At 42.4% G+C, this 23735-nt stretch carries 21 protein-coding genes; 17 read left to right on the top strand and 4 right to left on the bottom strand.

Annotation, left to right across the window (positions count from 1 at the left end):
- The first annotated feature begins 94 nt into the window (after positions 1–94).
- From yajC to CQA40_RS07785, 13 genes are all read left to right on the top strand, one after another.
- Entirely contained in the window at positions 95–403 is a 309-nt protein-coding gene (gene yajC, locus CQA40_RS07845) for a preprotein translocase subunit YajC (RefSeq protein WP_115520325.1), read from the top strand.
- 175 nt (positions 404–578) lie between these two features.
- The gene (gene secD, locus CQA40_RS07840) at positions 579–2246 is read left to right on the top strand and encodes a protein translocase subunit SecD (RefSeq protein ID WP_115520324.1); all 1668 of its coding nucleotides are present in this window, start codon (positions 579–581) and stop codon (positions 2244–2246) included.
- A gap of 43 nt (positions 2247–2289) precedes the next feature.
- Positions 2290–3273, top strand: coding sequence for a protein translocase subunit SecF (secF, locus tag CQA40_RS07835; RefSeq protein WP_115520323.1), 984 nt, complete (start codon positions 2290–2292; stop codon positions 3271–3273).
- Between the two features lie 222 nt (positions 3274–3495).
- Positions 3496–3837, top strand: coding sequence for a DUF6394 family protein (locus CQA40_RS07830; RefSeq protein WP_023927121.1), 342 nt, complete (start codon positions 3496–3498; stop codon positions 3835–3837).
- Positions 3838–3871: 34 nt separating this feature from the next.
- Positions 3872–6664, top strand: a complete 2793-nt coding sequence (locus CQA40_RS07825; RefSeq protein ID WP_115520322.1) for a leucine--tRNA ligase — start codon at positions 3872–3874, stop codon at positions 6662–6664.
- Positions 6665–6861: 197 nt separating this feature from the next.
- Entirely contained in the window at positions 6862–7341 is a 480-nt protein-coding gene (lptE, locus tag CQA40_RS07820; protein WP_034560762.1) for an LPS assembly lipoprotein LptE, read from the top strand.
- A 140-nt stretch (positions 7342–7481) separates the two neighbouring features.
- A complete protein-coding gene (locus CQA40_RS07815; RefSeq protein WP_220271905.1) occupies positions 7482–8852 on the top strand; it encodes a Mur ligase family protein in 1371 nt (456 codons plus the stop codon).
- Positions 8839–9825: a M23 family metallopeptidase gene (locus tag CQA40_RS07810; protein ID WP_023927128.1), complete on the top strand. Its 987-nt coding sequence runs from the start codon at positions 8839–8841 to the stop codon at positions 9823–9825. Before CQA40_RS07815 ends, CQA40_RS07810 begins: the two co-directional genes overlap by 14 nt.
- A 9-nt stretch (positions 9826–9834) precedes the next feature.
- Positions 9835–10725 (top strand): M23 family metallopeptidase, encoded by an 891-nt coding sequence (locus CQA40_RS07805; RefSeq protein WP_023927130.1) that lies wholly within the window; start codon positions 9835–9837, stop codon positions 10723–10725.
- A complete protein-coding gene (locus tag CQA40_RS07800) occupies positions 10683–11090 on the top strand; it encodes a polymer-forming cytoskeletal protein (RefSeq protein ID WP_115520320.1) in 408 nt (135 codons plus the stop codon). The genes CQA40_RS07805 and CQA40_RS07800 overlap by 43 nt, the downstream gene beginning before the upstream one ends.
- Positions 11068–14292 (top strand): transcription-repair coupling factor, encoded by a 3225-nt coding sequence (mfd, locus tag CQA40_RS07795; RefSeq protein ID WP_115520319.1) that lies wholly within the window; start codon positions 11068–11070, stop codon positions 14290–14292. Before CQA40_RS07800 ends, mfd begins: the two co-directional genes overlap by 23 nt.
- A 131-nt stretch (positions 14293–14423) precedes the next feature.
- A complete protein-coding gene (locus CQA40_RS07790) occupies positions 14424–14657 on the top strand; it encodes a hypothetical protein (RefSeq protein ID WP_115520318.1) in 234 nt (77 codons plus the stop codon).
- Between the two features lie 608 nt (positions 14658–15265).
- Positions 15266–15520, top strand: a complete 255-nt coding sequence (locus CQA40_RS07785) for a hypothetical protein (protein ID WP_115520317.1) — start codon at positions 15266–15268, stop codon at positions 15518–15520.
- Positions 15521–15719: 199 nt separating this feature from the next.
- On the opposite strand, the gene CQA40_RS07780 is transcribed toward CQA40_RS07785, so the two are convergent.
- From CQA40_RS07780 to CQA40_RS07770, 3 genes are all read right to left on the bottom strand, one after another.
- Positions 15720–17234 (bottom strand): hypothetical protein, encoded by a 1515-nt coding sequence (locus CQA40_RS07780; RefSeq protein WP_115520316.1) that lies wholly within the window; start codon positions 17232–17234, stop codon positions 15720–15722.
- A 155-nt stretch (positions 17235–17389) separates the two neighbouring features.
- Positions 17390–18247, bottom strand: a complete 858-nt coding sequence (locus CQA40_RS07775; protein WP_115520315.1) for a 3'-5' exonuclease — start codon at positions 18245–18247, stop codon at positions 17390–17392.
- Between the two features lie 50 nt (positions 18248–18297).
- Positions 18298–18969: a trimeric intracellular cation channel family protein gene (locus CQA40_RS07770; protein WP_115520314.1), complete on the bottom strand. Its 672-nt coding sequence runs from the start codon at positions 18967–18969 to the stop codon at positions 18298–18300.
- 194 nt (positions 18970–19163) lie between these two features.
- Here CQA40_RS07770 and gltX point away from each other — a divergent pair, with 194 nt between their 5' ends.
- The 4 genes from gltX (at position 19164) to CQA40_RS11220 (ending at position 22155) form a co-directional block, all read left to right on the top strand.
- Positions 19164–20705, top strand: a complete 1542-nt coding sequence (gene gltX / locus CQA40_RS07765) for a glutamate--tRNA ligase (RefSeq protein ID WP_258864503.1) — start codon at positions 19164–19166, stop codon at positions 20703–20705.
- 143 nt (positions 20706–20848) lie between these two features.
- On the top strand, positions 20849–21001 hold the full coding sequence (locus tag CQA40_RS11230) for a hypothetical protein (RefSeq protein ID WP_181882888.1): 153 nt from the start codon (positions 20849–20851) through the stop codon (positions 20999–21001).
- Positions 21002–21862: 861 nt separating this feature from the next.
- On the top strand, positions 21863–22000 hold the full coding sequence (locus CQA40_RS11225; protein WP_181882887.1) for a hypothetical protein: 138 nt from the start codon (positions 21863–21865) through the stop codon (positions 21998–22000).
- Positions 21997–22155, top strand: a complete 159-nt coding sequence (locus tag CQA40_RS11220; protein ID WP_181882886.1) for a hypothetical protein — start codon at positions 21997–21999, stop codon at positions 22153–22155. The genes CQA40_RS11225 and CQA40_RS11220 overlap by 4 nt, the downstream gene beginning before the upstream one ends.
- 109 nt (positions 22156–22264) lie before the next feature.
- Here the strand turns inward: CQA40_RS11220 and CQA40_RS11215 are convergent.
- Positions 22265–23735: hypothetical protein (locus tag CQA40_RS11215; RefSeq protein WP_181882885.1), on the bottom strand; the 1471-nt coding region annotated here is incomplete at its 5' end.

Genomic DNA, 23735 nt, shown 5'->3' with positions numbered 1-23735 from the left:
GTGTTACAATAACGACTTTGTTTTAAGCGCGTTTGGATTATCAAGCAAACGCGCTTAAATCTATAAAATACATTCCACAAACAAAGGACACAAAATGGGTAGCAATTTTGGCGAGATTTTTCAGGCACTTATTCCTTTTATCGTGCTTTTTGCGGTGTTTTATTTTTTGCTTATCCGCCCGCAGCGCACGCAAGCAAAGCGACACAGAGAAATGATAGAATCCCTAAAAAAAGGCGATAAAATCGTATCCACAGGTGGCTTTGTCTGCGAAGTGATAAAGGTAGAGGATACATTTTTTAGCGTAAGGCTAAGCGATGATAGCACAGCAAGGCTTTCAAAAGATTTTGTTTCTTTCAAAGTCGATGATAGCGCAGAATCTAGTAGCACTCAACCCAAAAAATAGCCAATCTTTATAAAAACCTGCTAGTAAAATGAGTAAACAAAAGGTTGCTATGCGCTATGCAAGTGTTGATACGGCGTTGGTACAAGGCTGGCGCAGTAGGGCAAAGTTAGCAAAGGCAATGCAATCAAGGTAACTTCTAGCAAGTAATCACAAATAATCACAAAAAAGTAATCAAATGAAACTAAACAATCCACTAAATAATCCTAGACTTTTGACATTTATCATAGCCATTATCTTTGGTATAGCCTTTTGTGTGCCTAGCTTTTTTGACACAAAGGGACCAAAGATTACGCTTGGACTTGACTTGCAAGGTGGGCTAAATCTGCTGCTAGGAGTGGATACTGATGAGGCTATCAAGTCTCGCTATGCTTCTATGGCTTCTAGCATAGAGTATGAGGCAAGCCAAAAAGATATTTTGCTAAATTCTCTCCAAGCACTTGAATCAAGCGTGGAATTTGATTTGATAGATAGTGATGATACAAGCGGACTTAATGATATTTTGGGCGGTATGCGTGGTGTGAAGTATGATTCTAGCGATTTGCACTACACGGTGGTGATGACACCTGAAGAGCTACAAGAAGTGCGAAATCAAGCCCTAGAGCAAGCCATAGCCACCATTCGCAATCGTTTGAATGAATTTGGACTAGCCGAGCCAAGCGTAACGCGTCAGGGCAGAGATAATATCCTAGTAGAAATCCCCGGACAAGAAAATCTATCCCAAGAAGAGCGCGTGCGAAATCTTATCTCTAAGGCGTCATTTTTGCAGCTAATGGCAGTCGATGAGGGAAGCAACTCACGCGTAGAGTCTATGAGCGATGTAGAAGCCCAAAGTTTGGGAGATGTTATATTGGAATATGCTGAAACCACCAAAGAAGCAGAATCTTATAAAAAATACAATCCAAATGGCACACCAAAGCTGCTGCTAAAAGCTGTGCCGATTTTAGATGGTTCAATGATTACCAATGCTAGAGTGGCGTATGATGAAAATAATCGCCCTGCGGTTGCGTTTGAGCTAAATTCTGCTGGAGCAAAGCGATTTGCAGATTTTTCTGGAGCGAGTATCGGCAAGCGAATGGCAATCGTGCTAGATAACAAAATCTACTCTGCGCCAACTATCCAAGCGCGTATAAGCTCTAGCGGGCAAATCACAGGGAGTTTCACCCCTGAAGAAGCCACAGATTTGGCTATCACACTTCGCTCTGGTGCACTGCCCGCTCCGCTAGCTGTGCTAGAGAAGCGCAGTGTGGGACCAAGTCTTGGGGCGGATTCTATTAGGTATTCTATGATGGCATTGATAGGTGGATTTGTGCTGGTGGTGGGATTTATGATAGTGTATTATAGTATGGCAGGTGTCATCGCCTCAAGTGCGCTCATCATAAACCTTGCACTAATCATTGCCGTAATGGCAATCTTTGAAGCGACTTTGACGCTACCCGGTATGGCTGGAATCGTGCTTACTGTGGGTGTGGCAGTAGATGCAAATATCATCATAAATGAGCGCATAAGAGAGGGTCTTCGCGCAGGCGAGGGCATAGCCAAATCAATACAAATAGGCTATGTGAATGCTTCTAGGGCGATTTTTGACTCTAATATCACTTCACTTATCGCTTCTGTCTTGCTATATGCCTATGGCACGGGCGCGATAAAAGGCTTTGCTATTACTACGGGGATTGGGATTTTGGCTTCTATCATTACGGCGATTATCGGCACGCAAGGGGTTTATCAGGCATTGCTTCCATATTTGGCAAAAAGTGAAAAAATGGGATTTTGGTTTGGGGTTAGCTACCCTACAAAGTCCCACAGCTCAAAATCTAGCACCACGCAATCTAGCGCAAAGTCTTAAGCAACGCAATAAAGCACAAAAATCTTAAGCAAAGGCATAGCAAATGGAATTATTCAAAAAAGTGAAAGTTTTTGATTTTGTCAAATATTCAAACTATGGGCTTATAGCGAGCATATTTTTGCTAGCTTTGGCATTTGCTTTGCTATTTTTCAAAGGATTTAGTGCGGGGATAGATTTTGCTGGGGGAAGTGCAGGGCAGATTCGCTATGAGAAGCAAGCTCCAATCGAGGAAGTGCGAGGATTGCTAGAAGCTGATTCGCGCTTTAAGGGGGTTAGGGTTAGTGAGTTTGACACCAAAGAGGAAATCTCTATCAAAATTCCGCACAATGATGCTTTAGAGGGGGCAAATATCGCTCCTATCTTAGAGAAGCTACTTGAGCCTAGCAAGGCTAGTGGGGGGGAGTTTGAGATACGCAAACTTGATTCTGTGGGGGCGCAAGTGGGCGATGATCTTCGTCAAAAAGGAATCATCTCTTTGCTTATGGCATTGGTAGCGATGATGGTGTATGTAAGTTTTCGCTATGAGTGGCGATTCGCACTTGCTGGGATATTAGCCCTTATCCACGATGTGATTTTGACTGCTGCAAGCGTGATAGTTTTTGATATTGATTTAAATTTGGAAGTGGTAGCCGCGCTTTTAACGCTTATAGGCTACTCCATAAACGACACGATTATCATATTTGATAGAATCCGTGAAAAAATGCTGACCGATAAAACAAATGACATTACCCTAGTCATCAACGAAGCCATTTCTCACACACTCTCACGCACACTTTTGACTTCGCTAACGGTGTTTTTTGTCGTGCTTACTCTGTATCTTTTTGGTGGTGCGATTATCGTGGGATTTTCTTTGCCTATGCTTGTGGGCGTGATAGTGGGGACTTATAGTTCTATGTTTGTCGCGCCAAAGCTCGCTGTTTTGCTAGGGTTTAATATTGAGGATTATCACAAAAAAGAAATGATGAAAACAAAAAGAGCACAAGATAGGGCAAAGATGAGAGCCCAATATGAAGGAGGACGCGTTTAGCTTTGTGGGTGTTGCATAGATCTGTCTTTTTGTGCAAGGGGTGCGGGGCTAAAGCCCTGCTAGCTTTGTTTTAGAAGGATTGAAGTAGCATTACAAAATGCTAGAATCTTTTGGAATCTAAAATCTTTTAGCATAATATAAAACCTTAAAAAAGCACTAAAAGATTGCATAAAGCACACCAAAAAGACAAAATTATCTCAAATTAACAAAAAGGAGCAAGTAATGGATTGGGGCAAAATCGTTTTTATATTTTTCACTCTTAGCAGTGCTACTTCGACAGCGGGTTTTTTGTTTGCGCCTGATGTGGCGATACTCTTTGTAGCTGTGGCATTAAACCTCATCGCCACCACGCTAAAAATCGGCGTGCGCAAGAAACTATCTTCAGAGCTTTTTGCTAGCTCAATTGTGGCAGATTTTCATTTGCTACCTGCGTTTGGCATACTGCAAGTTTTGCACAACGAAAAACTTGCCTATGTATTTGTCATCGGTGCGATGATGGCAAATATCTTTTCACTCATTTTGCTTTTTATAGAGAGTGCGCAAAAGCAGGATAACGACTACTAATCTAGAATCCTCCCAAAGAATAAAAGGCGAGATAATGCAAGATTATAATCCTAAAACTATCGAAAAAAAGTGGCAGGGGTTTTGGCGGGAAAATGCCTGCTTTGAGCCACTGCATACAAAAAAGAGTAGCAACCCCACAGGGCAACTAAGCAAGCAAAATAGCGACACAAATGACAAAGCGCACAACAGCGAAGCACACAACGACAAAACGCATAACGATAAGACAAGCAACACCATAACGAGCAACAGCGAAGTAGCGAACAAAAAAACAAGCAACAAAGCGCACAACGAGTGTAGCCAAGTAGATTTTAGCCTGCCCAAAAAATACATCCTCTCAATGCTCCCCTACCCAAGCGGGAAAATCCATATGGGACACGTGCGAAACTACTGCATAGGGGACGCCCTAGCGCGACACTATCGCAAAATGGGCTACAATGTGCTACACCCTATGGGCTGGGATAGCTTTGGTATGCCTGCGGAAAATGCCGCTATCAAGCACAAAATCCACCCCAAAAAATGGACTTATGAAAACATTGATACGATGAGAGAGGAGCTAGAATCTCTAGGGCTTAGTTTCTCAAAAGAGCGCGAGTTTGCCACGAGCGATGCTATCTATACGCGCTTTGAGCAGGAGTTTTTTATCCAAATGTGGGAGAGAGGGCTTATCTATCGCAAAGAAGCGTTTTTGAATTGGTGTCCTAATGATAAGACCGTGCTTGCAAATGAGCAAGTCATCGATGGCAAATGCTGGCGGTGCGATACGCCTGTGGTGCAAAAAGAGATGAGTCAATACTATATGAAAATCACGGCGTATGCGGAGGAACTATTGCGCGATTTGGAGGGCTTAGAGGGGCATTGGGCAAATCAAGTCATCACAATGCAGCGAAATTGGATAGGCAAATCACGGGGGCTAGAGTTTGATTTGGAGCTTGATTCCCCCTCGCTTAAAAAGCTAGGGCTAAAGGCTGGGGAGCAGGATTGTAGAGTGCGGGTTTTTACCACGCGCCCTGATACGATTTATGGCGTTACTTACTGCGCTTTAGCACCCGAGCATAGCATAGTCAAGCGCGTGCTAGAGCTAGGAGTGCTTGAAAGCAAGGTAAGTGAGGCAATCAAATCTATGCAAAACACGAGCGAGCGTGCAAGGGCGAGCGCGGAAAAGATAGGGTTTGATTTGGGGCTAAGCCTCACACACCCGCTCACAGGGAAGAAGCTACCGCTTTGGGTGGCAAACTATGTGCTAATAGAGTATGGAAGTGGCGCGGTAATGGCTGTGCCCGCACACGATGAGCGGGATTTGGAGTTTGCCAAAAAATACTCCTTGCCTATAAAGCGCGTGGTAAAATCAGTGGCAAAGTCAGAATTTAAACAACACGACACGCAAACTTCTAGCACGCAATCTAGCGCAAAATTGAGCAATGAGCAAGCGCAACAAAGCGAAGCACAAAAGCAAGCAAATGAAACAGGGCAAGAACTTACAGAGGCTTTTGTAAATGACGGCGTGCTTGTGGATTCTGCGGAGTTTAGTGGGTGTGAGAGCGAGCAAGCCCGTGCCAAAATCATCGCCCACTTTGAATCACGCACTCTAGGCAAAGGCGTTACCAACTACAAGCTACGCGATTGGGGTGTTTCGCGTCAGCGGTATTGGGGTGCGCCTATCCCTATGGTGCATTGTGAGAAGTGCGGTATCGTGCCTGAAAAGATACAAAATCTCCCCATAACCCTGCCTGATGATATTATCATCGATGGCGAGGGCAATCCGCTTGATAAACATAGTGAGTGGAAGCACTGCGTGTGTCCAAAATGTGGCGCAAAAGCCTTGAGGGAAAGCGATACTATGGATACTTTTGTGGAATCAAGCTGGTATTTTTTGCGCTATACCACGCCAAGAGAGCTGTGGGAAAAGGGTGCGTTTGATGAGGATTCGTTGCGCTATTGGCTTAATGTCGATGAGTATATAGGCGGGATTGAGCACGCGATTTTGCACTTGCTGTATGCGCGGTTTTTTACCAAAGTGTTGCGCGATTTGGGCTATGTCAAAATCGATGAACCATTTGCAAACTTGCTAACGCAAGGTATGGTGCTAAAAGATGGCGCGAAAATGAGCAAGTCAAAAGGCAATGTAGTCGACCCAAACGCACTCATAGCCAAATATGGCGCGGATAGTGCTAGGCTTTTTGTGCTCTTTGCCGCGCCACCTGTGCGTGAGCTAGAGTGGAATGATAGTGCGGTAGATGGCTCATATCGCTTTATCCGTAGGCTCTATGAGAGGGCAAAAAACGCTAGCAAGACGCGCTCACTGCCGCAAATAGACGCTAGTGTGCTAAATGAGGAGCAAAAAAACGCACGCAAAAAAGTCTATGAAGCAGCCCAAAAAAGCCAAGCTGTGTTTGAAAAACGCGCAAATGGCTATAACTTCAACACCCTTATCGCGGCGTGTATGGAGGCACTAAACGCACTCACCGTTCTAGAATCTAGAGAGCCAAACGCGCTAAATAGCGAGATTTGGACGGAGGGGTATTTTATTTTGCTAAATATTTTAGAGCCTATTATCCCGCATATCGCGTGGGAGCTAAGCGAGGAGCTATTTGGCAGGGAGAATTTCGCGCCGATTGTTATTGACAAAAAGGCGTTGGAATCTAGCCAAATCACGCTTGCAATCACTATAAATGGCAAAAAGCGCGCTGAAATCAGTGTGGGAGCACAGGCAAGCAAGCAAGAGATTTTGGACTTGGCTAGGCAAAGTGCGCAAAAATGGCTAGAAAACAAGGAGATAAAAAAGCAAATCCTTGTGCCAAACAAACTTGTGAATTTTGTAGTCGCTTAAAAAACTAAAATCTATAAAGAAGTAAAATGAAAAATGTATTTGGCAGATTGTTTTGTGCTTTTGTAAAAAAATATTGTGCTTTTGCAAAAATTTTTGAAAAATATTTTGCAAACTCTATGAAAAGGTTTTTTGCACTTTTTGGTGTGCATTTTATCAAGCATTTTAGTAGGCTTGGCAGATTGTATTTATGTGCGTTTATGGGGGTTTTGCTAAGTAGTTGTGGCTATGTGCCATCTGCTAGTTTTGCTCAAAAAGCACTTGGCGATAGTGTGTTTGTAAAGCTAAATGTAAATTTGCCAAATCCTGAAAATTCCGTAGAGCTAAAAGATGAGTTTAACAAAATCATCATCTCTCGCTTCCAAAACAAAATCGCAAATGCTGATGAAAGCGATAGCATAATCACCATAGATATAGACAAAATCACAGATACTCACATAGCTGTAAGTAGCGATGCTTTTGCGACTTACTACCGCGTGAGTGTTTTTACCACCTACACTTATGATGACAAAAAAGGCAACAAGCGAAGTGTGAGCGGTAGTGGGTATTTTGACTACAATATCTCGCTAGATAATCCGCTGACAACGCACAATAACCGATATTACGCGATAAATCAGGCATTTTTGCAAACTATTGATAGGTTTGTAGCGATGATGGCGTATGAGGGGCAATATAGATAGAGATTTTAGGTTTTTATAAGGCTTTTATAAAAGGCATTGCTTGCAAAAAGGCAAAAGCATAGAAGTGGTAAAAAATGCAAAAAGTCGCTAAAAAAAAGCATTGTTTGTATTGTTTGTAAAAAAGTATTTGGAGTTTTGTTTTGAGCGATTTGGATAGGTTTTTGGAGCAAAAGGGGGCAGAATACGCGCCGTTTGATACAAAAAGAGTGCATAGAATCTATGCGGTTTTAAAGCCACATTTAGAGGAGCTATACGCACAAAGCGCAAAATCTAAAAAAGATTTAGAATCTTTGATTCCACAGAGCAAGGAGCGGTGTAGTTTTAGCACACAAAACAAGCCCTTTATTATCCACATACTAGGCACAAATGGCAAGGGAAGCACAGGGCGGTTTATCACGCTTGGGCTAGCGCAAAATGGCTATAAAGTCCTGCATTTTACCTCGCCACATTTGTTTAGGTTTAATGAGCGGTTTTATCTCGCAAATATCCCAAATAGCGACTTGAGTGCGAAATCTAGCAGTGCAAATTCTAGCAAGAAAAATTGTGCTAAAGATTGTGGCAACGCGCATAAAGGCACGCATAGAATCGCAGATGATAGCGAGCTAGAAAAGGCACATTTGTGGCTACAAAGATTCCCTATCATAGAGCAATCAAGCTATTTTGAATACGCGACATTTTTGGCACTTTATTTGGCAAAAGATTGTGATTATTTCGTGTGTGAAGCGGGGCTTGGTGGGGAGTTTGATAGCACGAGCGTTTTGCAAGCTGATTTGAGTGTTTTTACGCCTATTTCTTTTGACCATCAAGATATGCTTGGAAATAGCATAGAATCAATCGCCACAACCAAGCTAAAGGCGATGAGTAAGCACACTTTGCTTGCCCACCAAATCTACAAAGAAGTCGATTCTATCGCAAAATCTATCGCTAAGCAAAAGAGGGCAGAACTTACATTTGTAGAAAATATTTTTGATGAAGTTGATAAACCAACACCTTTAGAGCACTTAGCGCGTTTGACAGAGAATTTTTATGAGTATTCGCAAAATCTAGCACCTTTTTTGAAGCAAAATCTGTTTGTGGCGTATAGGGCGTTAGAATCTATCGGGATTGGAGTGGATTTTGCTAGCTTAACGCGATTTGATTTGCCTGCTAGGGCACAATATATTGCGCCAAATATTTTGATAGATGTCGGGCATAATGCGCATTGTGCGCACTCTATTTTACAAATTGTTAAACAAAAACGCGTCATTTTGGTGTATAATACATTTTTTGATAAGGATGCGAACGCGATTTTGGGGATACTAAAGCCAGCTATTGATAGGCTTTTGATTTTGGAAGTAAGCCATAGTAGAATCCTCCCCAAAGACAAACTAATAAACATAGCCCAAAATCTTGGCATAGAATATGGAATCTTTGAGGGAGTGGATTCTATGAGAGCGGATAAAGATTATGTCGTATTTGGCTCTTTTAGCGTGGTAAAAACTTTTATGGAGATTTATAATGTTGCAAGATAAATTAGTCGTTTCTATTGTCGATGAAAAAGGCTCAAAGCAGTTCGCGCTTCCGCGAAATGTGAAAAAGCTCATTTTGATAGGCATAGCTGTGATTTCTGTGCTGTTTTTGGCTAGCTTCTTAGCGATGAATCTACTTATGCACCAAATCAATAGTATCGCTAAGCAAAAAGACTCTGCCATAGCAGAATATCACTCCATCTACCAAAAAAATGCCGTGCTAAAAAACCTAATCCGCAAAAAAACCGATGAGCTAAGCGCGGTAAATTCTAAAATCGGCAGATTAGAAGATATTATGAGTTTGCAAAAATCCCATAGCGCGAAGCCACAGCAAATCGCCCAAATCACAAAAGTGGATTTGGAAAATCTAAGCGATACACAAAAACAACTCCTCCTAAGCCTTATCCCAAATGGCGACCCACTAAAAAACTTCCGCTCCAAAGTCCCCACTACCAATAACAAATACCACCCACTAGGCGAAATAGGTGGCGCAGAGGGTGGAATGGACTATATGGCGGAGAAAAAAACACCTGTGTATGCCACAGCTGATGGCGTAGTGGTGCTTGTCCAAGAGCACGGCGTTACGAGCTTTGGGAATGTCATTAGGCTTACGCACTCTTTTGGATTTGGCTCTTTGTATGCACACTTGGATTCTATCGTAATCAAAAAGGGAGATTTCGTGCAAAAAGGGCAGCTTATCGGGTATAGTGGCTCTAGCGGTAGAAGTAATGGCGATAAGCTCTACTATGAAGTCAGCTTTTTGAATAATCGCCTAAATCCAACCACTTACGCGCAATGGAGTATAGATAATTTTGAAGTGGTTTTCCACAAACGAGATGGAATCGACTGGAAAAACCTAGTATGGGCTATGGAGGACATAGCCAAACTTCAAAAATTCCGCTTAAGCTCCGCACAGCAAAAACTAGATTCTGCCAAAGATTTAAACACTCGCAAGTCTTTCCAATCTCATCAATAAAGACAAGTTATGAACTTTGATGAACGACTTGTGCTAATGATAACGAGCAAGGACGGCTCGCGATTTATCAATGTCAGTATATTTTTTCGTCAGCTTTCTTTGTATGTGTTGTTGTTTTTTTTGAGCTCTATGTTTTTTATTGCTATTTCGCTGGGTGTGTTTCGCGCAGAGATAAAAAACATTGATGAAAAAACCTCGCTTATCAAAGAGCGCAACGAAACAATGCTACTAGGAAATGCCGCACTCTATGAGGAAATCAACCAACGAATGGAAGAAATCACCATAGCAAGCGACAAAGTGGGAAGCCTAGAAGAGCAAATCGGTGTGAATAATGTCCCAAATGAGGAATTGCTAGAGCGCATAAATGTCGCAAGTATCACGGGGGCACAAAAAGCGTTTTTTATGAAATTTATCCCAAATGGAAATCCACTAGGGAACAATTTTTTTGGGCTTGCGGGGGCTTTTGGACCTAGATTTCACCCGCTCATAGGTGAGTGGAAGCAGCACACGGGGCTAGATTTAGCCGCTCCTATTGGCACTTCTGTGTATGCTACGGCTGATGGCGTGGTGGATTTTGCAGATAGTGGATACAATGGCGGATATGGAAAATTAGTTAAAATTACCCATTCATTTGGCTTTAAAACATATTATGCACACTTAAGCTCTGTGCTTATCCAAGCTGGCACTTTCGTCAAAAAAGGACAGCTTATCGCCAAAAGTGGCAACACAGGCGTAAGCACGGGACCGCATTTGCATTATGAAGTGCGGTTTTTGGACAATCCCATACAGCCGATGAATTTTGTGCAATGGGATATGAAAAACTTTGATTTCATCTTCACAAAAGAAAGGAGCATAGAATGGCAATCTTTACTAGCGACGATAAACAATCTAATGGAGTAGCAGCCCAAAAGGCGGGTGCAGCTACGATAATAGCGCAAGGCACGCGCATAAAAGGCAACATAACCACAGATTGTCATTTGCATATTGATGGGGAGTTTGAGGGTAAAATCGACTCCAAAAACGCCGTGATGATAGGCAAAAACGGGCAAGTAGACGGCGAAGTATATGCCAACAAACTTGTAGTAAGCGGTAAGCTAAAAGGCTTGACAGAGAGTGATACAGTGGAGATTTCTTCACAAGGGCGGTTTGAGGGGGTGATAACCTCTACCGAGCTAGTCATAGAGAAAAAAGGCGTATTTATAGGAGAGAGCAAAATAAAAGGTATGCAATCAGCTACAAAAAATGCTACAAGCAAATCTGTATAGACTTCTCCAAAGTGCTGATAACCTCGGCACTTCTCCTAGAATCCTCCTTGTCGCTGATGAAAAAGAGGCAAGGCAGGCTTATGAGCTAGCTCGCTTTGTATGCGCCCAAAGCACGCATAATCCTGCAAATACTTCACAAAATCTAGCACAAAATCCACCCCAAAATCAAAAACCCACACAAAATTCTAGCAAAGCACCTTTTTCTCTCCCACTACTTCTGCCAGAAGCTAGGTTTAGCAAGGGCGAGGATTTGCGTAGTTTTTATGGCGAGATTTTGCAGATTTTGGCTATTTTGCGTGAGTTTTATGAGAGAGATGATAGGCTACTTATAGCACCTATTTACTCCTTGCTTTATGCTATCCCCTCCCAAAAACACTTACAAAGTTTTTGCTTGGAAGTGGGAAAACAATACGATTTAGAGGAGCTAAAATCTAAGATTTTGTGCTATGGTTATGAAGCTGTCGAAGTCATCGAAATGGAGGGTGAAGTAAGTTTTAGGGGGGATATTATTGATATTTATCCGCCTTTGTCGCGTCCATATCGCATAAGTTTTTTTGATGATGAGTGCGAGGATATTCGCACCTTTGATACCCAAACCCAGCTAAGCGACAAAGACGCAAAGCTAGATTGCCTCACTTTGCCACCAGCACTTTTTGCGCTTAGTGAGGGGGAGTGTAGTGCACTTTTAGAAGCGATAGAGAATGCGCTAGATTCTAGCGATAGTGTTTTTAGCAAGGATATTCTTTCTTGCGGGCTTTGGTTTTTGGACAAAGCAGGGATAGATTCTTGCCTTTTGCCACAAAGATTTAGCACGATTATCACGTCAAATGCACTAAATGAGCTAGATGAGATTCTCTCCATTCGCAAAGATTTAGATAGCTTTTGGCATAGTGCAAAAAAGTCATTGCCACTACTGCAAATTGCCAATGACTACACGGATATAGATTTTTATGCCTCCTCACTACTTCCTATAATCACACACAATCCACACAAAAAAATCACACTACTATGCGATAGTGAGGCGATTTTGAGTGCGCTAAACATACAAGAGCTACAAAAAGCGCATACAAATATAGAGATTTTGCCTATAAATGCAAATGTGAATTTTGCCACACCGCACCAAATCGTGCTAAGCCTAAATCCAGCCCAAAGCTATGCTAAGACGCGCAAAAAGCCCAAACTTCAGCTTGATGAGCTAAATGTCGGCGAATATGTCGTGCATAGCGAATATGGCATAGGGATTTTTCGTGGAATCGTGCAAGATAGGATTTTGGGTGCGGTGCGTGATTTTATCGCTATTGATTATCAGGGCGAGGATAAGCTGTTTTTGCCTGTGGAAAACCTACACTTAATTGAGCGATATATCGCTTCTAGTGGCTCTCTACCCATTGTCGATAGGCTAGGCAAGGGTAGCTTTGCTAAGCTAAAGCAAAAAGCTAGAATCAAACTTTTTGAGCTAGCGGACTCTATCATCAAGCTAGCTGCGCAAAGAAATCTCACAAAGGGCTTGCAAATCGATACAAATCCACCCGAGCTAGAAGTCTTTAGGCACTCAAGCGGATTTGCCCTCACAGATGACCAAGAAAACGCCATAAAAGAAATCTATGAGGATTTATCAAGTGGTGTGGTAATGGATAGGCTACTAAGCGGGGATGTGGGGTTTGGCAAGACAGAAGTAGCGATGAATGCGATTTATGCCGTGCAAAAAAGCGGCTTTCAAAGTGCCTTTATCGTGCCTACGACTTTGCTTGCCGCCCAGCACTTTGCTTCGCTAGATTCTAGGCTTAGCCCGCTTGGAGTGCGTATCGCTAGGCTTGATAGATTTTGTAGTGCCAAAGATAAACGCGAAATCCTAAAAGCGTGCAAAGAGGGGCAAATAGATGTGCTTATAGGCACTCATAGTGCATTTGGTGTGGAGTTTTTACGACTTGGGCTTGTAGTTATTGATGAGGAGCATAAGTTTGGCGTGAAGCAAAAAGAGGGACTAAAGCAGATGTGCAAAAATGCTCATATCCTAAGTATGTCAGCTACGCCAATCCCTCGCACGCTAAATATGGCACTCTCTAAAATCAAAGGACTATCTCGCTTAGAAACCCCACCAAAAGAGCGTAAAGACTCTCGCACTTTTATCAAAACCAAATCCCCACACCTGCTAAAAGAAATCATTTCTCGCGAAGTGCGGCGCGGTGGGCAAGTATTTTATGTGCATAATAATATCGCACAGATTCCAGCCCTAAAGTCCGAGCTAGCAGAGCTTTTTCCTCATCTATCCATAGCAGTGCTTCACTCACGCATAAGTGCGAATGATACCGAAGAAATAATGCGTGATTTTATGCTAAAAAAATATCATATCTTGCTTTGCACGGCTATCGTGGAGTCTGGCATACACTTGCCAAATGCAAATACAATCATTATCGATGGTGCAGATAGATTTGGGCTAGCGGATTTGCACCAGCTGCGTGGTCGCGTGGGGCGAGGGGACAAAGAGGGGTTTTGCTACTTTCTCATAGAAAGTGTAGAGTCCATAACGACAGAGGCAAAAAAGCGACTACTCGCCCTAGAGCGCAACTCCTATCTAGGCAGTGGTGCGAGTATCGCTTATCACGATTTGGAGATTCGCGGTGGTGGGAATCTACTAGGAGAATCCCAAAGCGGACATATCAAAAATATCGGGCTTAGCCTCTATCTAAAAATGCTAGAAGAAGCCATAAATATCCTAAGCGGAAGCAAGATAGATGATGAAAGCGACAAAGGCGTAGAGCTACGACTAAATGTCAGCGCGTATCTAAACCCCGAGCTTATCCCAAGCGATAGGCTACGACTAGAGATATACCGCAGACTATCGCTATGTGAGGAGGTGGGCGAAGTAGCGCATATAGAGCGTGAGATAGAGGATAGGTTTGGCAAGCTAGATGAGATGAGTAGAGCATTTTTGCAGCTAATAGTGATAAAGATTTTGGCACAATCTCGTGGTGTGGCAAAGATACTTCACTATGAGCAAAACATACAAGTGGAGTTTAGACAATCAATGAAGCTACCAGAATCTAGCGCGGATTCTAAGCTAGAATCTAGTGCAAGCTATGGCGATTCTAGTAGGGATTTTGGCAAACGCTCTAGTGAGAAATCTAAAATCTCACTTACTAGCCCAAGCAAAGATGATGAAGATGTGCTAGAAACGATTTTGGTGTTTTTGCGCTCATAATGGCAAAAATCAAGTAGAAAAATAGCGCAATTTTTTGTGAGATTTTGCATTTTGTTTATTTGGTGGTAGAATGTTTGGTGATGATTGTGCAAAGGACACAAAAAGGACACAAACCACAAAAAGGAGTGAAAATGCTAAAAACTATACACATTCAAGCACAAAGCGGTGTCGCCTCATACTATGTAAATAGCGAGCATATCACGCATTTTTATGGCGAAGCAGAGAGTGGCAAAAGCTATCTTGTCATATACTTTGTGGGCGGTGCTTACTTGCGATTAAGCGGATATGGGGATAGCGCAAGCCTTAGTGCATTTGAGGATTTTATCAAAGATGACAAAACACAAGAAATAGAGCTAGGACTTTGATAGTTTGCTAAAGTCTTCGTCATTGCGAGGTGAATTGTAAATTCGCCGAAGCAATCTATTTCCCCCTCCCTCTGCGGAGGGGGACTAAGGGGGTGGGTTCTTTCCCGTCATCGCGAGCCGACTTTAGTCAGCGTAGCAAAACAATCGTCATTGCGAGCAAGTCGCAAGACTTGCGCGGCAATCTATTTCTTTTTTTGTGGATTACTAAAGAAACTGCGCTACGCTTGTTTTGCCACGCTCACTTCGTTCGCTCGCAATGACGATGGGCGTGGATTTCTATGCCCATAGTGTGTCCACTCGCAAAACAAGCGAAGCGAAGTTTCTTTAGAAAACAAGCGAAGCGAAGTTTCTTTAGAAAGCCTTTGGCCTCTTTAGTAAAACAAACATAGCGCAGTTTCTTATGAAATATCAATACGGCAATTTTATAAAACCTCAAATACGACAAGCTACATAATCATCACACAAAGTTCCTCACAAAATCTACTTAATCATTTTCCACATTGGTAATTCATTTTTTTTTTTTTTTTGTAGTATCGTTTTGTCAAGTCAGTCTATAAGCACAAAAGATATTTTCGCGCTTATAGAGACAAAATCACAAAGGAACAAAAATGCTAAAAGAGATTAGGCTTAAAGATAATCAAAAGGATAATGGCGAAGTAGACATATATGCTAATTCATACTATGTAAATACCGAACATATAACATATTTTTGCACGCAGGGAAAAGACATTGCAGTTCACTTCGTAGGTGGGGATTGTTTGATTTTGGAGGGGTATGGAGATTTGCCAAGCATAGTGGCTTTTAGTGAATTTATGCAAAGCGATAGCAAGTTTTTTGATTTCACAAAGCTACCACATACATAAATCATTTTGTAAGTGCCAAAATCACAAATACAAGAATCATTGACTGCCTAAATAGCCACAAGCATTTGCGAATCTCAAATATCAACGCGCGTCAAAAAATAATTATGCAGATTTTGTGGCAGAAGTATTTTGTGATATGTAACTTTCTAAATCCCCATAAGCCTTTTTGTGAGGTTATCACGCTATGTGTTGGGGGTATTTAATATTCCCAATAGTATTCTATCTCAAAGCCTTCGTCTTCTATTCTGCCAAGCTCATCATAGGTAGTCTCTTTGCCATACCATAAATCATCCTCCCAATTTTTTGGTATGAGATAATAACCATATAAACACGCCATACTCAAAGAAGTCGCCAAACCACAAGGTCGTGGTATCACCATAAAATCTTTTTTTATAGATTCTGCAATATATTTTATACCCTCTTTTATTTCTTTTTTCACTAGCTCTATTGCTCTAAATTCATTTCGCAATTTTTCTCTTTGTGATTGTGCTAATGACTCCGCTGCTTTGTATTCTTTTGTAGCTTTGTATGCTTTATCTGCTGCTTTCCATACTTTGAATTCCTTTGAGTCTCTTACTCCTTCCCTGCTCCATTGGTAAGGTCCGCAACCTTCTCTATCACACCTATATATTCTACTTTCCGCTTCTTTTTTTGTTTCCTTGAAAGCCTGTGTCGCCCTTACAGCATTTTGTGCTTTTGTCATTTCTTGATATTCTTTGGTTAAAGAAGCTTGCTTAAGTGCTACTAGCACCGTTTGCCATTCGCTGCTAGATTCTAAGTTTTTATACGCATATTTTAGCGTTTGCTTTTCTAGCGCTCTCCACACTTTGTATTCTTTGCTAGCTTCGTATGCTTTCAGTTTTTGAAAAAAAGATTTTTCCAAATTTTCTTGTATTTTATAAATTTGTTCCCATATCTCGCCAATTATGTCATTAGATGTAACTTTTAGCTTTTTGTTTTGCGCTTCTACTTGTTCTAGCGATAAAACAATTCTATCTGAATCAAAAATATCTCTATACACATCTTCATAATATGATAAAGGGTCTCGCTGCTCATACTCAACTTCAAATCTTTCAAGATAAAGTCTCCTTGTTTCCCAATTAGAAAATTCTTCCATTACCGCTTGACATTCTTTGTATTCCTTTGTATTTTTTGCTATATCTCTTGCTTTGGTTATCTTTTGTATCCAATAACCGACATCATAAGTGGTAGTCGCTTGAGGCTGATATGAGGCGGTAGTCGCTTGAGGTTTGTTATAGCTTTGAAAAAGTGAAAATAGCCTGTCTATCATCTCTCCTGCCTTTGCTATGACTACCTTTTGGCATTCTTTGTATTTGTCTGTGCCTGTGGCTATGTCATTTAGTAGTATCGCTTCTCGCTCTATTTGCTTTTGTCTGTCGTCTTGGTAGGGGTAGGTAGAGCGTCCCTCTATGGTGTCGCTCCACTTCCATAGTGCGAGTCTAGCTTTTTGGGCTTGGGGCAGGGATTTGTAGCTGATACACTGCTTTGACTTATCCCTATCTATTAGTCCCTCAAACATTATTTTGTATCCGTAGAGATGCGAGGGGAGCTTGATAGTCCTGCCTTGATTGTTTTTGACTTCCAAATAGCCATTTCCAAGATAAACGATAGCATCTAGCATATCGCCAAATATCGCTTCTCTCCCAAATGCTAGGCAAGCAGCTAGCAAAACTCCCGCTATGATTTTTTTCATTTTTGTCCTTGTGGGATAATATGAGCAATGCCATAGACACTATACGAAGTAGCCTCTATAAACCTTTGTAAATCGCATTAGACAAAAAAAAAAAAAAAACAATTTGTAAATAAGATAAGGGCATAAAATATAGGATTTAATGTTTTGCATAAAGGCTATATTATTATATTCCCTAGCTCTGCGTTGATATTTGCGATAAATGCTTGGCTGTATTCCCTATCTTTTGGTAGCTTTTCTTTGAAATCCTCTAGGATTCCTGCGTAGTCTTCTAGTCGTAGCTCATCTTTTAGGATTGCGTATTTTAGGTATAGCCAATAAGTATTTAGCACATCGCTTTGGCAGTAAAAATCGATTTTTTCTATGTCTTTTTTGTCGTAGTAGAGGCTATACACATCTCCCCCGCTTACTTCGTATTTACCGACAATTCCTAGCATTTTGCAGACATTATCAAGGTTTAGATTTCTCACGCTACCGAAATTCCCCAAGCACTCAAGCAAATCCGTGTGCCATTTCTCACTATACCGTGCGCGGTAGTTTTCCCATTTGTTTTTTGTTTTGCTCGCGTTTTCACTTTCAAAGTAGCCAAACGTGCTTAGATTGTATTTCATTGCGCGGAGCATTATCGTAGGCAAGTCAAACCCTCTGCCATTGAAGCTAACTAGTCGTGGTTCTTTGGAGTTTATAAATCGCAAAAAATCACTCAAAATCACCCTCTCATCTGCTAGATGGGCAAACGCGCTAGAATCGGCGTTTGATTTTGTCTCTGTTGATTCTGCATTTTTTTTGCCGAAGTTTCCCACCTTGATAAACTTCCCATATTCATCGCATATCACGCTAGAGATACTTACCACCCTATGCCAATAGATAGGGAGAAACTCGCTTCCGCTTTTTTCTTTTTGGGCACTAAAGGCGTGTTGGCATATTTCCACTTCGCTTAGGCTAGAATCTAGCTCATAGTATTGTCGCACTAGCTCTATATCTGGCACGGTCTCTATATCAAACACACATATCATATTTGCTCCTTTAATGCTTTGATAAATCTAACAAATCAAAATCATAAAATCTATTTTTCGCTTCGCCTCTGCTTTGGGACTTTGGGCTCATCTTCGTAGGAAAATATCGGCACACCTAGTTTGTAGTGTATCGCTAGCATTCGCAGGCTAAAGCCCGATATTAGCGAGATGATACTTGCATTATGCACGCTAAACCCCCACAAAATCAGCAAGTAATACAGCACACCTGTTATGATTGCTACAAATGCGTATAGCTCTTGGCGAAACACTAGCGGGACTACACCGCAAAATATATCACGCAAAACCCCGCCAAATACGCCCGTTATCACCGCTCCGCATACCACTAGCACCACGCCATAAGTTTGCGCTTCCTCACTCATATTTGCTAGCTCTACCCTCACTACTTCCGCGCCGATTACTGCAAAGACGACTAATCCGAGCGCATCTAGTGCCAAAAACAGCCTCTCTAGTCTAGCTATCACGCGCGGAATCAATGTCGTAAAAAGTGCGGCTACGCACACTACGATGACATATTGGGGGTGGGCTACCCAAGTAAGCGGATAGTGCCCAAAAAGCACATCTCGCACGCTCCCCCCACCGATAGCCGCAGCAAGCGCGATAAAAAGCACACCGATTAAGTCCATTTTGTGCCGTCCTGCGATGAGGGTGGCACTCATAGCTTCCGCGCTTATACCGATGATGTAGAGAATCGTTAGAAACATTTGGATTTTAGCCTTTTGTGATATTCTATGGTGTGATATTTCTAAAGTATGGGCTTACGAAGTGGCAAAATACTAGCGCAAAATGACTTAAAATTGCTTTATGGATTTTATAAAAGGATTCTAAAGTGGGCTAAATTCTGCTAAAATCGCTTATTCAAAAAATTGCCGTGATTTATGCAAAAAGCCAAAATCAAATGCCAAAAAGCAATATCTACAAAAAGCTACAAAACCACAAAAATAAGAGGAGAATCAAAATGGTTGTTACACGATTTGCGCCTTCCCCCACAGGGTATTTGCACATAGGGGGTTTGCGCACCGCACTTTTTAACTACCTCCACGCTCGCAAAAATGGCGGAAAATTTTTGCTACGCATAGAGGATACGGACTTATCTCGCAATTCAAAAGACGCAGCAGAGGCGATTATCAAGTCGTTTGAGTGGGTGGGGCTAGAGCACGACAAAAGCGAGCAAGCCCCCGCACAAAATAACGGCATAGTCTATCAAAGCGAGCGATTTGAGATATATGCCAAATACGCAAAAAAGCTCATAGATGAGGGGAAAGCATACTACTGCTATATGAGCAAGGAGGAGCTAGAATCCCTGCGTGAGGAGCAAAGAGCGCGTGGAGAGACACCTAAGTATGACAACAGATATAGGGACTTTAGTGGCACTCCACCAAAAGGCATAAAACCCGTAATCCGCATAAAAGCCCCCCTAAATGGCGAAATCACATTTGAAGATGGCATAAAAGGCGTGATAACTATCAGCGCAAAAGAGCTAGATGATTTTATCATTATGCGCTCTGATGGAAGCCCTACTTATAACTTTGTCGTGGCACTAGATGACGCACTTATGGGTGTGAGCGATGTCATAAGGGGAGATGACCACACGAGCAATACCCCAAAGCAAATCATCATCTACAACGCGCTAGGATTTAGCCTGCCCAAATTTTTTCATATACCGATGATTCTAAATCCAGAGGGCAAAAAACTATCTAAGCGCGATGGTGCTATGGGGGTAATGGACTACAAACTTATGGGCTACCTGCCTGAAGCGATACTAAACTTTTTGGTGCGACTTGGCTTTAGCTATGAGGACAAAGAGATTTTTTCACTGCAAGAAATGATAGAGCTATTTAGCACTGACGCACTTGGAAGCTCTCCTAGCAGGTATAATCAAGAGAAATTCCTATGGCTAAATCAGCACTATATCAAGCAGTGTGATAACGAGCGACTAGAGGGGCTACTAAGTGATTTTGGTGTGGAGCGCATAGATGACAAAGAAAAGCGAGATATGCTATATGCCTTGCTAAAAGATAGAAGCAAGACTTTGATAGAGTTTAGTGCGCAGTGGCGTGAGATATTTAGCCCACCAAGCGCGGAGGGTGGAAATGGCTATGATGAAAAAATGCTAAAAAAGCTAGATTCTCTCGCACTAGAAGCTCTAGGCGAGCTAGTGGAAAGGGAGGATTTTTATGAAGCGTTTGAGAGTGTGGAGAAAATGGAAGCATATCTGCATAAGTTTGTAGAGGAGTTTGGAAGCGAGGGGGCAAGAAGTAGTGATGATAGCAGTGAGGGCAAAGGCAGTGGGCTAAAGCTAGGGAAATTTATGCCTGCGCTGCGACTTGGGCTACTTGGCAAGGGGGGTGGAATCGGGCTTTGTGAAGCACTCATCATCATAGAATCAAAAGAAGCAAAACAACGACTAAAAGATTTTCTAAAAGCTATCAAGGCGTAGGTAGCTTTGCTAGCTAGGAATCTTGCTAGATTTTAGGGGGTGGATTGGATTTGTGGGGGAGGGGATTTTTGCATTTGCAAAAGAGCGGAAAAACTCGTGGCAAGCCAATCAGTTCCCCCTCCCTTTGCGGAGGGGGCTAGGGGGTGGGTAAATCCCACCTCCGCTTCTCAAGCAAAGTCAACAACCGCAAACAAACACAGCATTTCCGTCATTGCGAGAGAATCCGCAAGGATTCTCGTGGCAATCTACAAAAAAAAGAAATAGATTGCCACGCTCACTTCGTTCGCTCGCAATGACGATTGATTTGTCATATTGAGGTTTCGTAGAAACCGAAATATCTCTATTTTGTTTTTGAGATACTTCGGCCAAAGCCTTAAGTATGACAATATTTTTTTTCTCATTGCGAGCATTTGACTTGTCAAATTCGTGGCAATCTATTTTTGATTTTGTAGATTGCTACGCTCATTTCATTTGCTCGCAAAACAAGCGTAGCACAGTTTCTTTAGAAAGCCTTTGGCTTCTTTAGAAAACAAGGCGAAGCCGAAGTTTCTTTAGTAATGACGGAAATGCCGTATTTGCTAGCAGTGGTGGCATTTGTCTTGCGCGTGTTTTACGCTCGCACTTATCTTACATTTCCCACAACCATAGCGCAAATGCCTTGCGCATAGCACCAACGAGAGAGAATGTGGAGCTATGCTTAAGGTTTTGCTTGCTTTTTGTGCCTTGCAAAATAAGTCAAAAGACTTACTAAGCTACGCACTCCCCAAAGCAAAATCTTATATTTTGTAAAACCCAAACATTACAAAAAGGAGATGTATAAGACCGCTATGGCTGTGGAAAATGCAAAAATGCGATATTGTGCTTTTGTGATTATCTAGTGATTCCTCTCAAGTGAGATTTTGCTTAAGAGTGTAGAATCGTAGCAATCCACAAAAAAAGAAATAGATTACCGCGCTCACTTTGTTTGCTCGCAATGACAAGCGTATTGTCATATTGAGCGCAAGCGAAATATCTCTTTTTTGTTTTGCTTGAGATACTTCGGGCTATGCCCTTAAGTATGACAAACTAATTTGGTTTGCTATTTCAAAACCTCCTCATCTTAGAGTAACCGTGTTTGGCTTCTTTAAGCCCCCTCCCTTTGCGGAGGGGGTTTGGGGGTGGGTATCTTTTGCGTTAGTAAAAACACGGAAAAAGCCGTCATTGCGAGAATCGCTTTAGCGTTCGTGGCAATCTATGTCTTTGCCTTTCTTATGGATTGCCACGATTCCACGCTTTCGCACGGAATCTCGCAATGACGGGAAAGAACCCACCCCCTTTATCCCCCTCCGCAGAGGGAGGGGGAATCTTAAAGATTACCACTCGCAAGGGAGGGGGAAAGAGAGCGACAACTCCGCAAGGGAGAGGGGACTCTTTGAGGTTGCTATTACCTGCAAGGAGGGGGGAATATTAGGATTGCCTACCAAAAATAGTGTTGCACACCAAAAAAGTCCCTCCCCTTGCGGGAGGGATTTAGGGAGGGGTGCATTTACAATGACGAAATCTTAAGATTCTAAGCCCACTTACCCATCGATATAGTAGACTTTTTTCTTGGATTTTTTGGATTTTTTAGACTTAGACTTTTTGGACTTTTTAGACTTGCCCTCTGCTACGGAGCGAGAGATAGCATTGCCATCAGCATCTTTTACATAGTCAGTCCCGCCAAACCAATGCGCGTATTTGAAGTTTATCGAAGTGCTTACGCCGTTAAACTTATCCATCACATCTTTGCCAAATTTGTTTGCATAAAAGACGCCATTATATCCCGCGCTTAGCTCGTGGTTTTTCTTCACTACCCAGATTAGGTCTAAGTCTAGGTAGCCATAGACTGCGGGTAGTGCGATTTTGCCCTCGCCGGACAGCCCACCGATTTTAAATTTCGCTGTGGGTGTGTTTAGCATATTGTATCTAAGCCCTGCTACGAAGTTTGTGCGAAACATATTGCCATATACCTTGTAGTATTTCACACTCGCACTTAGTTGAGGCAAGTGCCAATACTGACTAGGATAGTATTCATTACCACCTAGTTGATATTTTGCCTTTTCTAGCTTCATATCTAGTGGGCTTAGCACATCGTAGCTTAGCCCGACTTCAGGGCTTACATAGCTGTTTTGTTTGAATTGATAAAATGTAAGTCCCCCGCGCACTTCCGCGCCCAAGCTCCACATTAGCGGTGTGTCTAGCCCCTTTTTGTTTGATACGAGGTTAAACTTGATATTTGGCACTGGGCTTTGCGCACTAAGCAGTGGCATATCTACTCCTACTCGTCCGCTTGCCTTTAGGGTGGCTTCCCACACCTTGCCTGTGATAGGGAAGATTTTAAAATAGCTTACTCCCCCTTGCAGTGAGTTTGTCTGCATTATGGCTTCTGCGCTTAGCATTTCAGTGCTTGCGTGGGCGTATTCATAAGTGAGGTAGGTAGAGAGGATTCCTTGTCCTTTGAGGTTGCGCTGCACCCCAGCCACAGCACCTCCTGCCCACTCTGTGGCATCGGCTATGCCTAGCTGGGCATAGCTATGCGCTGCATAAGGCACGAGGAATACTCTCCAATCGCGCCTGCCCGTATAAGGGATAAATATCGCATCTAGCTGGTCGATAAGCTCGAAGTTGTTATAGCCTTTGTCTAGATTTTGTCCTTTGGACTGCTCGAGGGTTAGCTTGGCTAGCTTATCGCGCATCTTGTCTACTTTCTTTTGGTTTTTGCGCGTTTGCTTGGCAAACTTAGAGCTGCGATTTGTCAAGCGCGACATATCGTATTGGAGTAAGCGAAGTTCTACTTCTTGATTGTAATACCTATCGCTATGAAATGTCTTTGTCGTCATCGTATCGATGATATTTTGCACCATTATGCTTCTTCTAGCGTAGCTCAAAGTAAGCAATCTCCACATACTAGAGCCATAGCTCGTAGCTATATCAGGGCTTACGCGAAATCCATTTCCCATATCGTGCAAAGCAGTGCCAAGCCCAGCAGAGAGATGAGAGAAGTTTAGGTCG

Source organism: Helicobacter sp. MIT 01-3238 (assembly GCF_003364135.1).
Lineage (GTDB): Bacteria > Campylobacterota > Campylobacteria > Campylobacterales > Helicobacteraceae > Helicobacter_B.
Note: the sequence above shows the minus strand (reverse complement) of the source record. Positions and strands in the feature narration are given on the sequence as shown.

Excerpts from the sequence above, each read along its gene's own strand:
- yajC (WP_115520325.1), top strand. The coding sequence starts at position 95 with ATGGGTAGCAATTTTGGCGAGATTTTTCAGGCACTTATTCCTTTTATC.
- CQA40_RS07770 (WP_115520314.1), bottom strand. The coding sequence starts at position 18,969 with ATGTTTCTAACGATTCTCTACATCATCGGTATAAGCGCGGAAGCTATG.
- CQA40_RS07775 (WP_115520315.1), bottom strand. The coding sequence starts at position 18,247 with ATGATATGTGTGTTTGATATAGAGACCGTGCCAGATATAGAGCTAGTG.
- CQA40_RS07785 (WP_115520317.1), top strand. The coding sequence starts at position 15,266 with ATGCTAAAAGAGATTAGGCTTAAAGATAATCAAAAGGATAATGGCGAA.
- CQA40_RS07830 (WP_023927121.1), top strand. The coding sequence starts at position 3,496 with ATGGATTGGGGCAAAATCGTTTTTATATTTTTCACTCTTAGCAGTGCT.
- CQA40_RS07805 (WP_023927130.1), top strand. The coding sequence starts at position 9,835 with ATGAACTTTGATGAACGACTTGTGCTAATGATAACGAGCAAGGACGGC.
- CQA40_RS07800 (WP_115520320.1), top strand. The coding sequence starts at position 10,683 with ATGGCAATCTTTACTAGCGACGATAAACAATCTAATGGAGTAGCAGCC.
- lptE (WP_034560762.1), top strand. The coding sequence starts at position 6,862 with ATGGGGGTTTTGCTAAGTAGTTGTGGCTATGTGCCATCTGCTAGTTTT.
- CQA40_RS07780 (WP_115520316.1), bottom strand. The coding sequence starts at position 17,234 with ATGAAAAAAATCATAGCGGGAGTTTTGCTAGCTGCTTGCCTAGCATTT.
- secD (WP_115520324.1), top strand. The coding sequence starts at position 579 with ATGAAACTAAACAATCCACTAAATAATCCTAGACTTTTGACATTTATC.
- gltX (WP_258864503.1), top strand. The coding sequence starts at position 19,164 with ATGCCAAAAAGCAATATCTACAAAAAGCTACAAAACCACAAAAATAAG.
- CQA40_RS07790 (WP_115520318.1), top strand. The coding sequence starts at position 14,424 with ATGCTAAAAACTATACACATTCAAGCACAAAGCGGTGTCGCCTCATAC.
- CQA40_RS11220 (WP_181882886.1), top strand. The coding sequence starts at position 21,997 with ATGACGGGAAAGAACCCACCCCCTTTATCCCCCTCCGCAGAGGGAGGG.
- secF (WP_115520323.1), top strand. The coding sequence starts at position 2,290 with ATGGAATTATTCAAAAAAGTGAAAGTTTTTGATTTTGTCAAATATTCA.
- CQA40_RS07810 (WP_023927128.1), top strand. The coding sequence starts at position 8,839 with ATGTTGCAAGATAAATTAGTCGTTTCTATTGTCGATGAAAAAGGCTCA.
- mfd (WP_115520319.1), top strand. The coding sequence starts at position 11,068 with ATGCTACAAGCAAATCTGTATAGACTTCTCCAAAGTGCTGATAACCTC.
- CQA40_RS07825 (WP_115520322.1), top strand. The coding sequence starts at position 3,872 with ATGCAAGATTATAATCCTAAAACTATCGAAAAAAAGTGGCAGGGGTTT.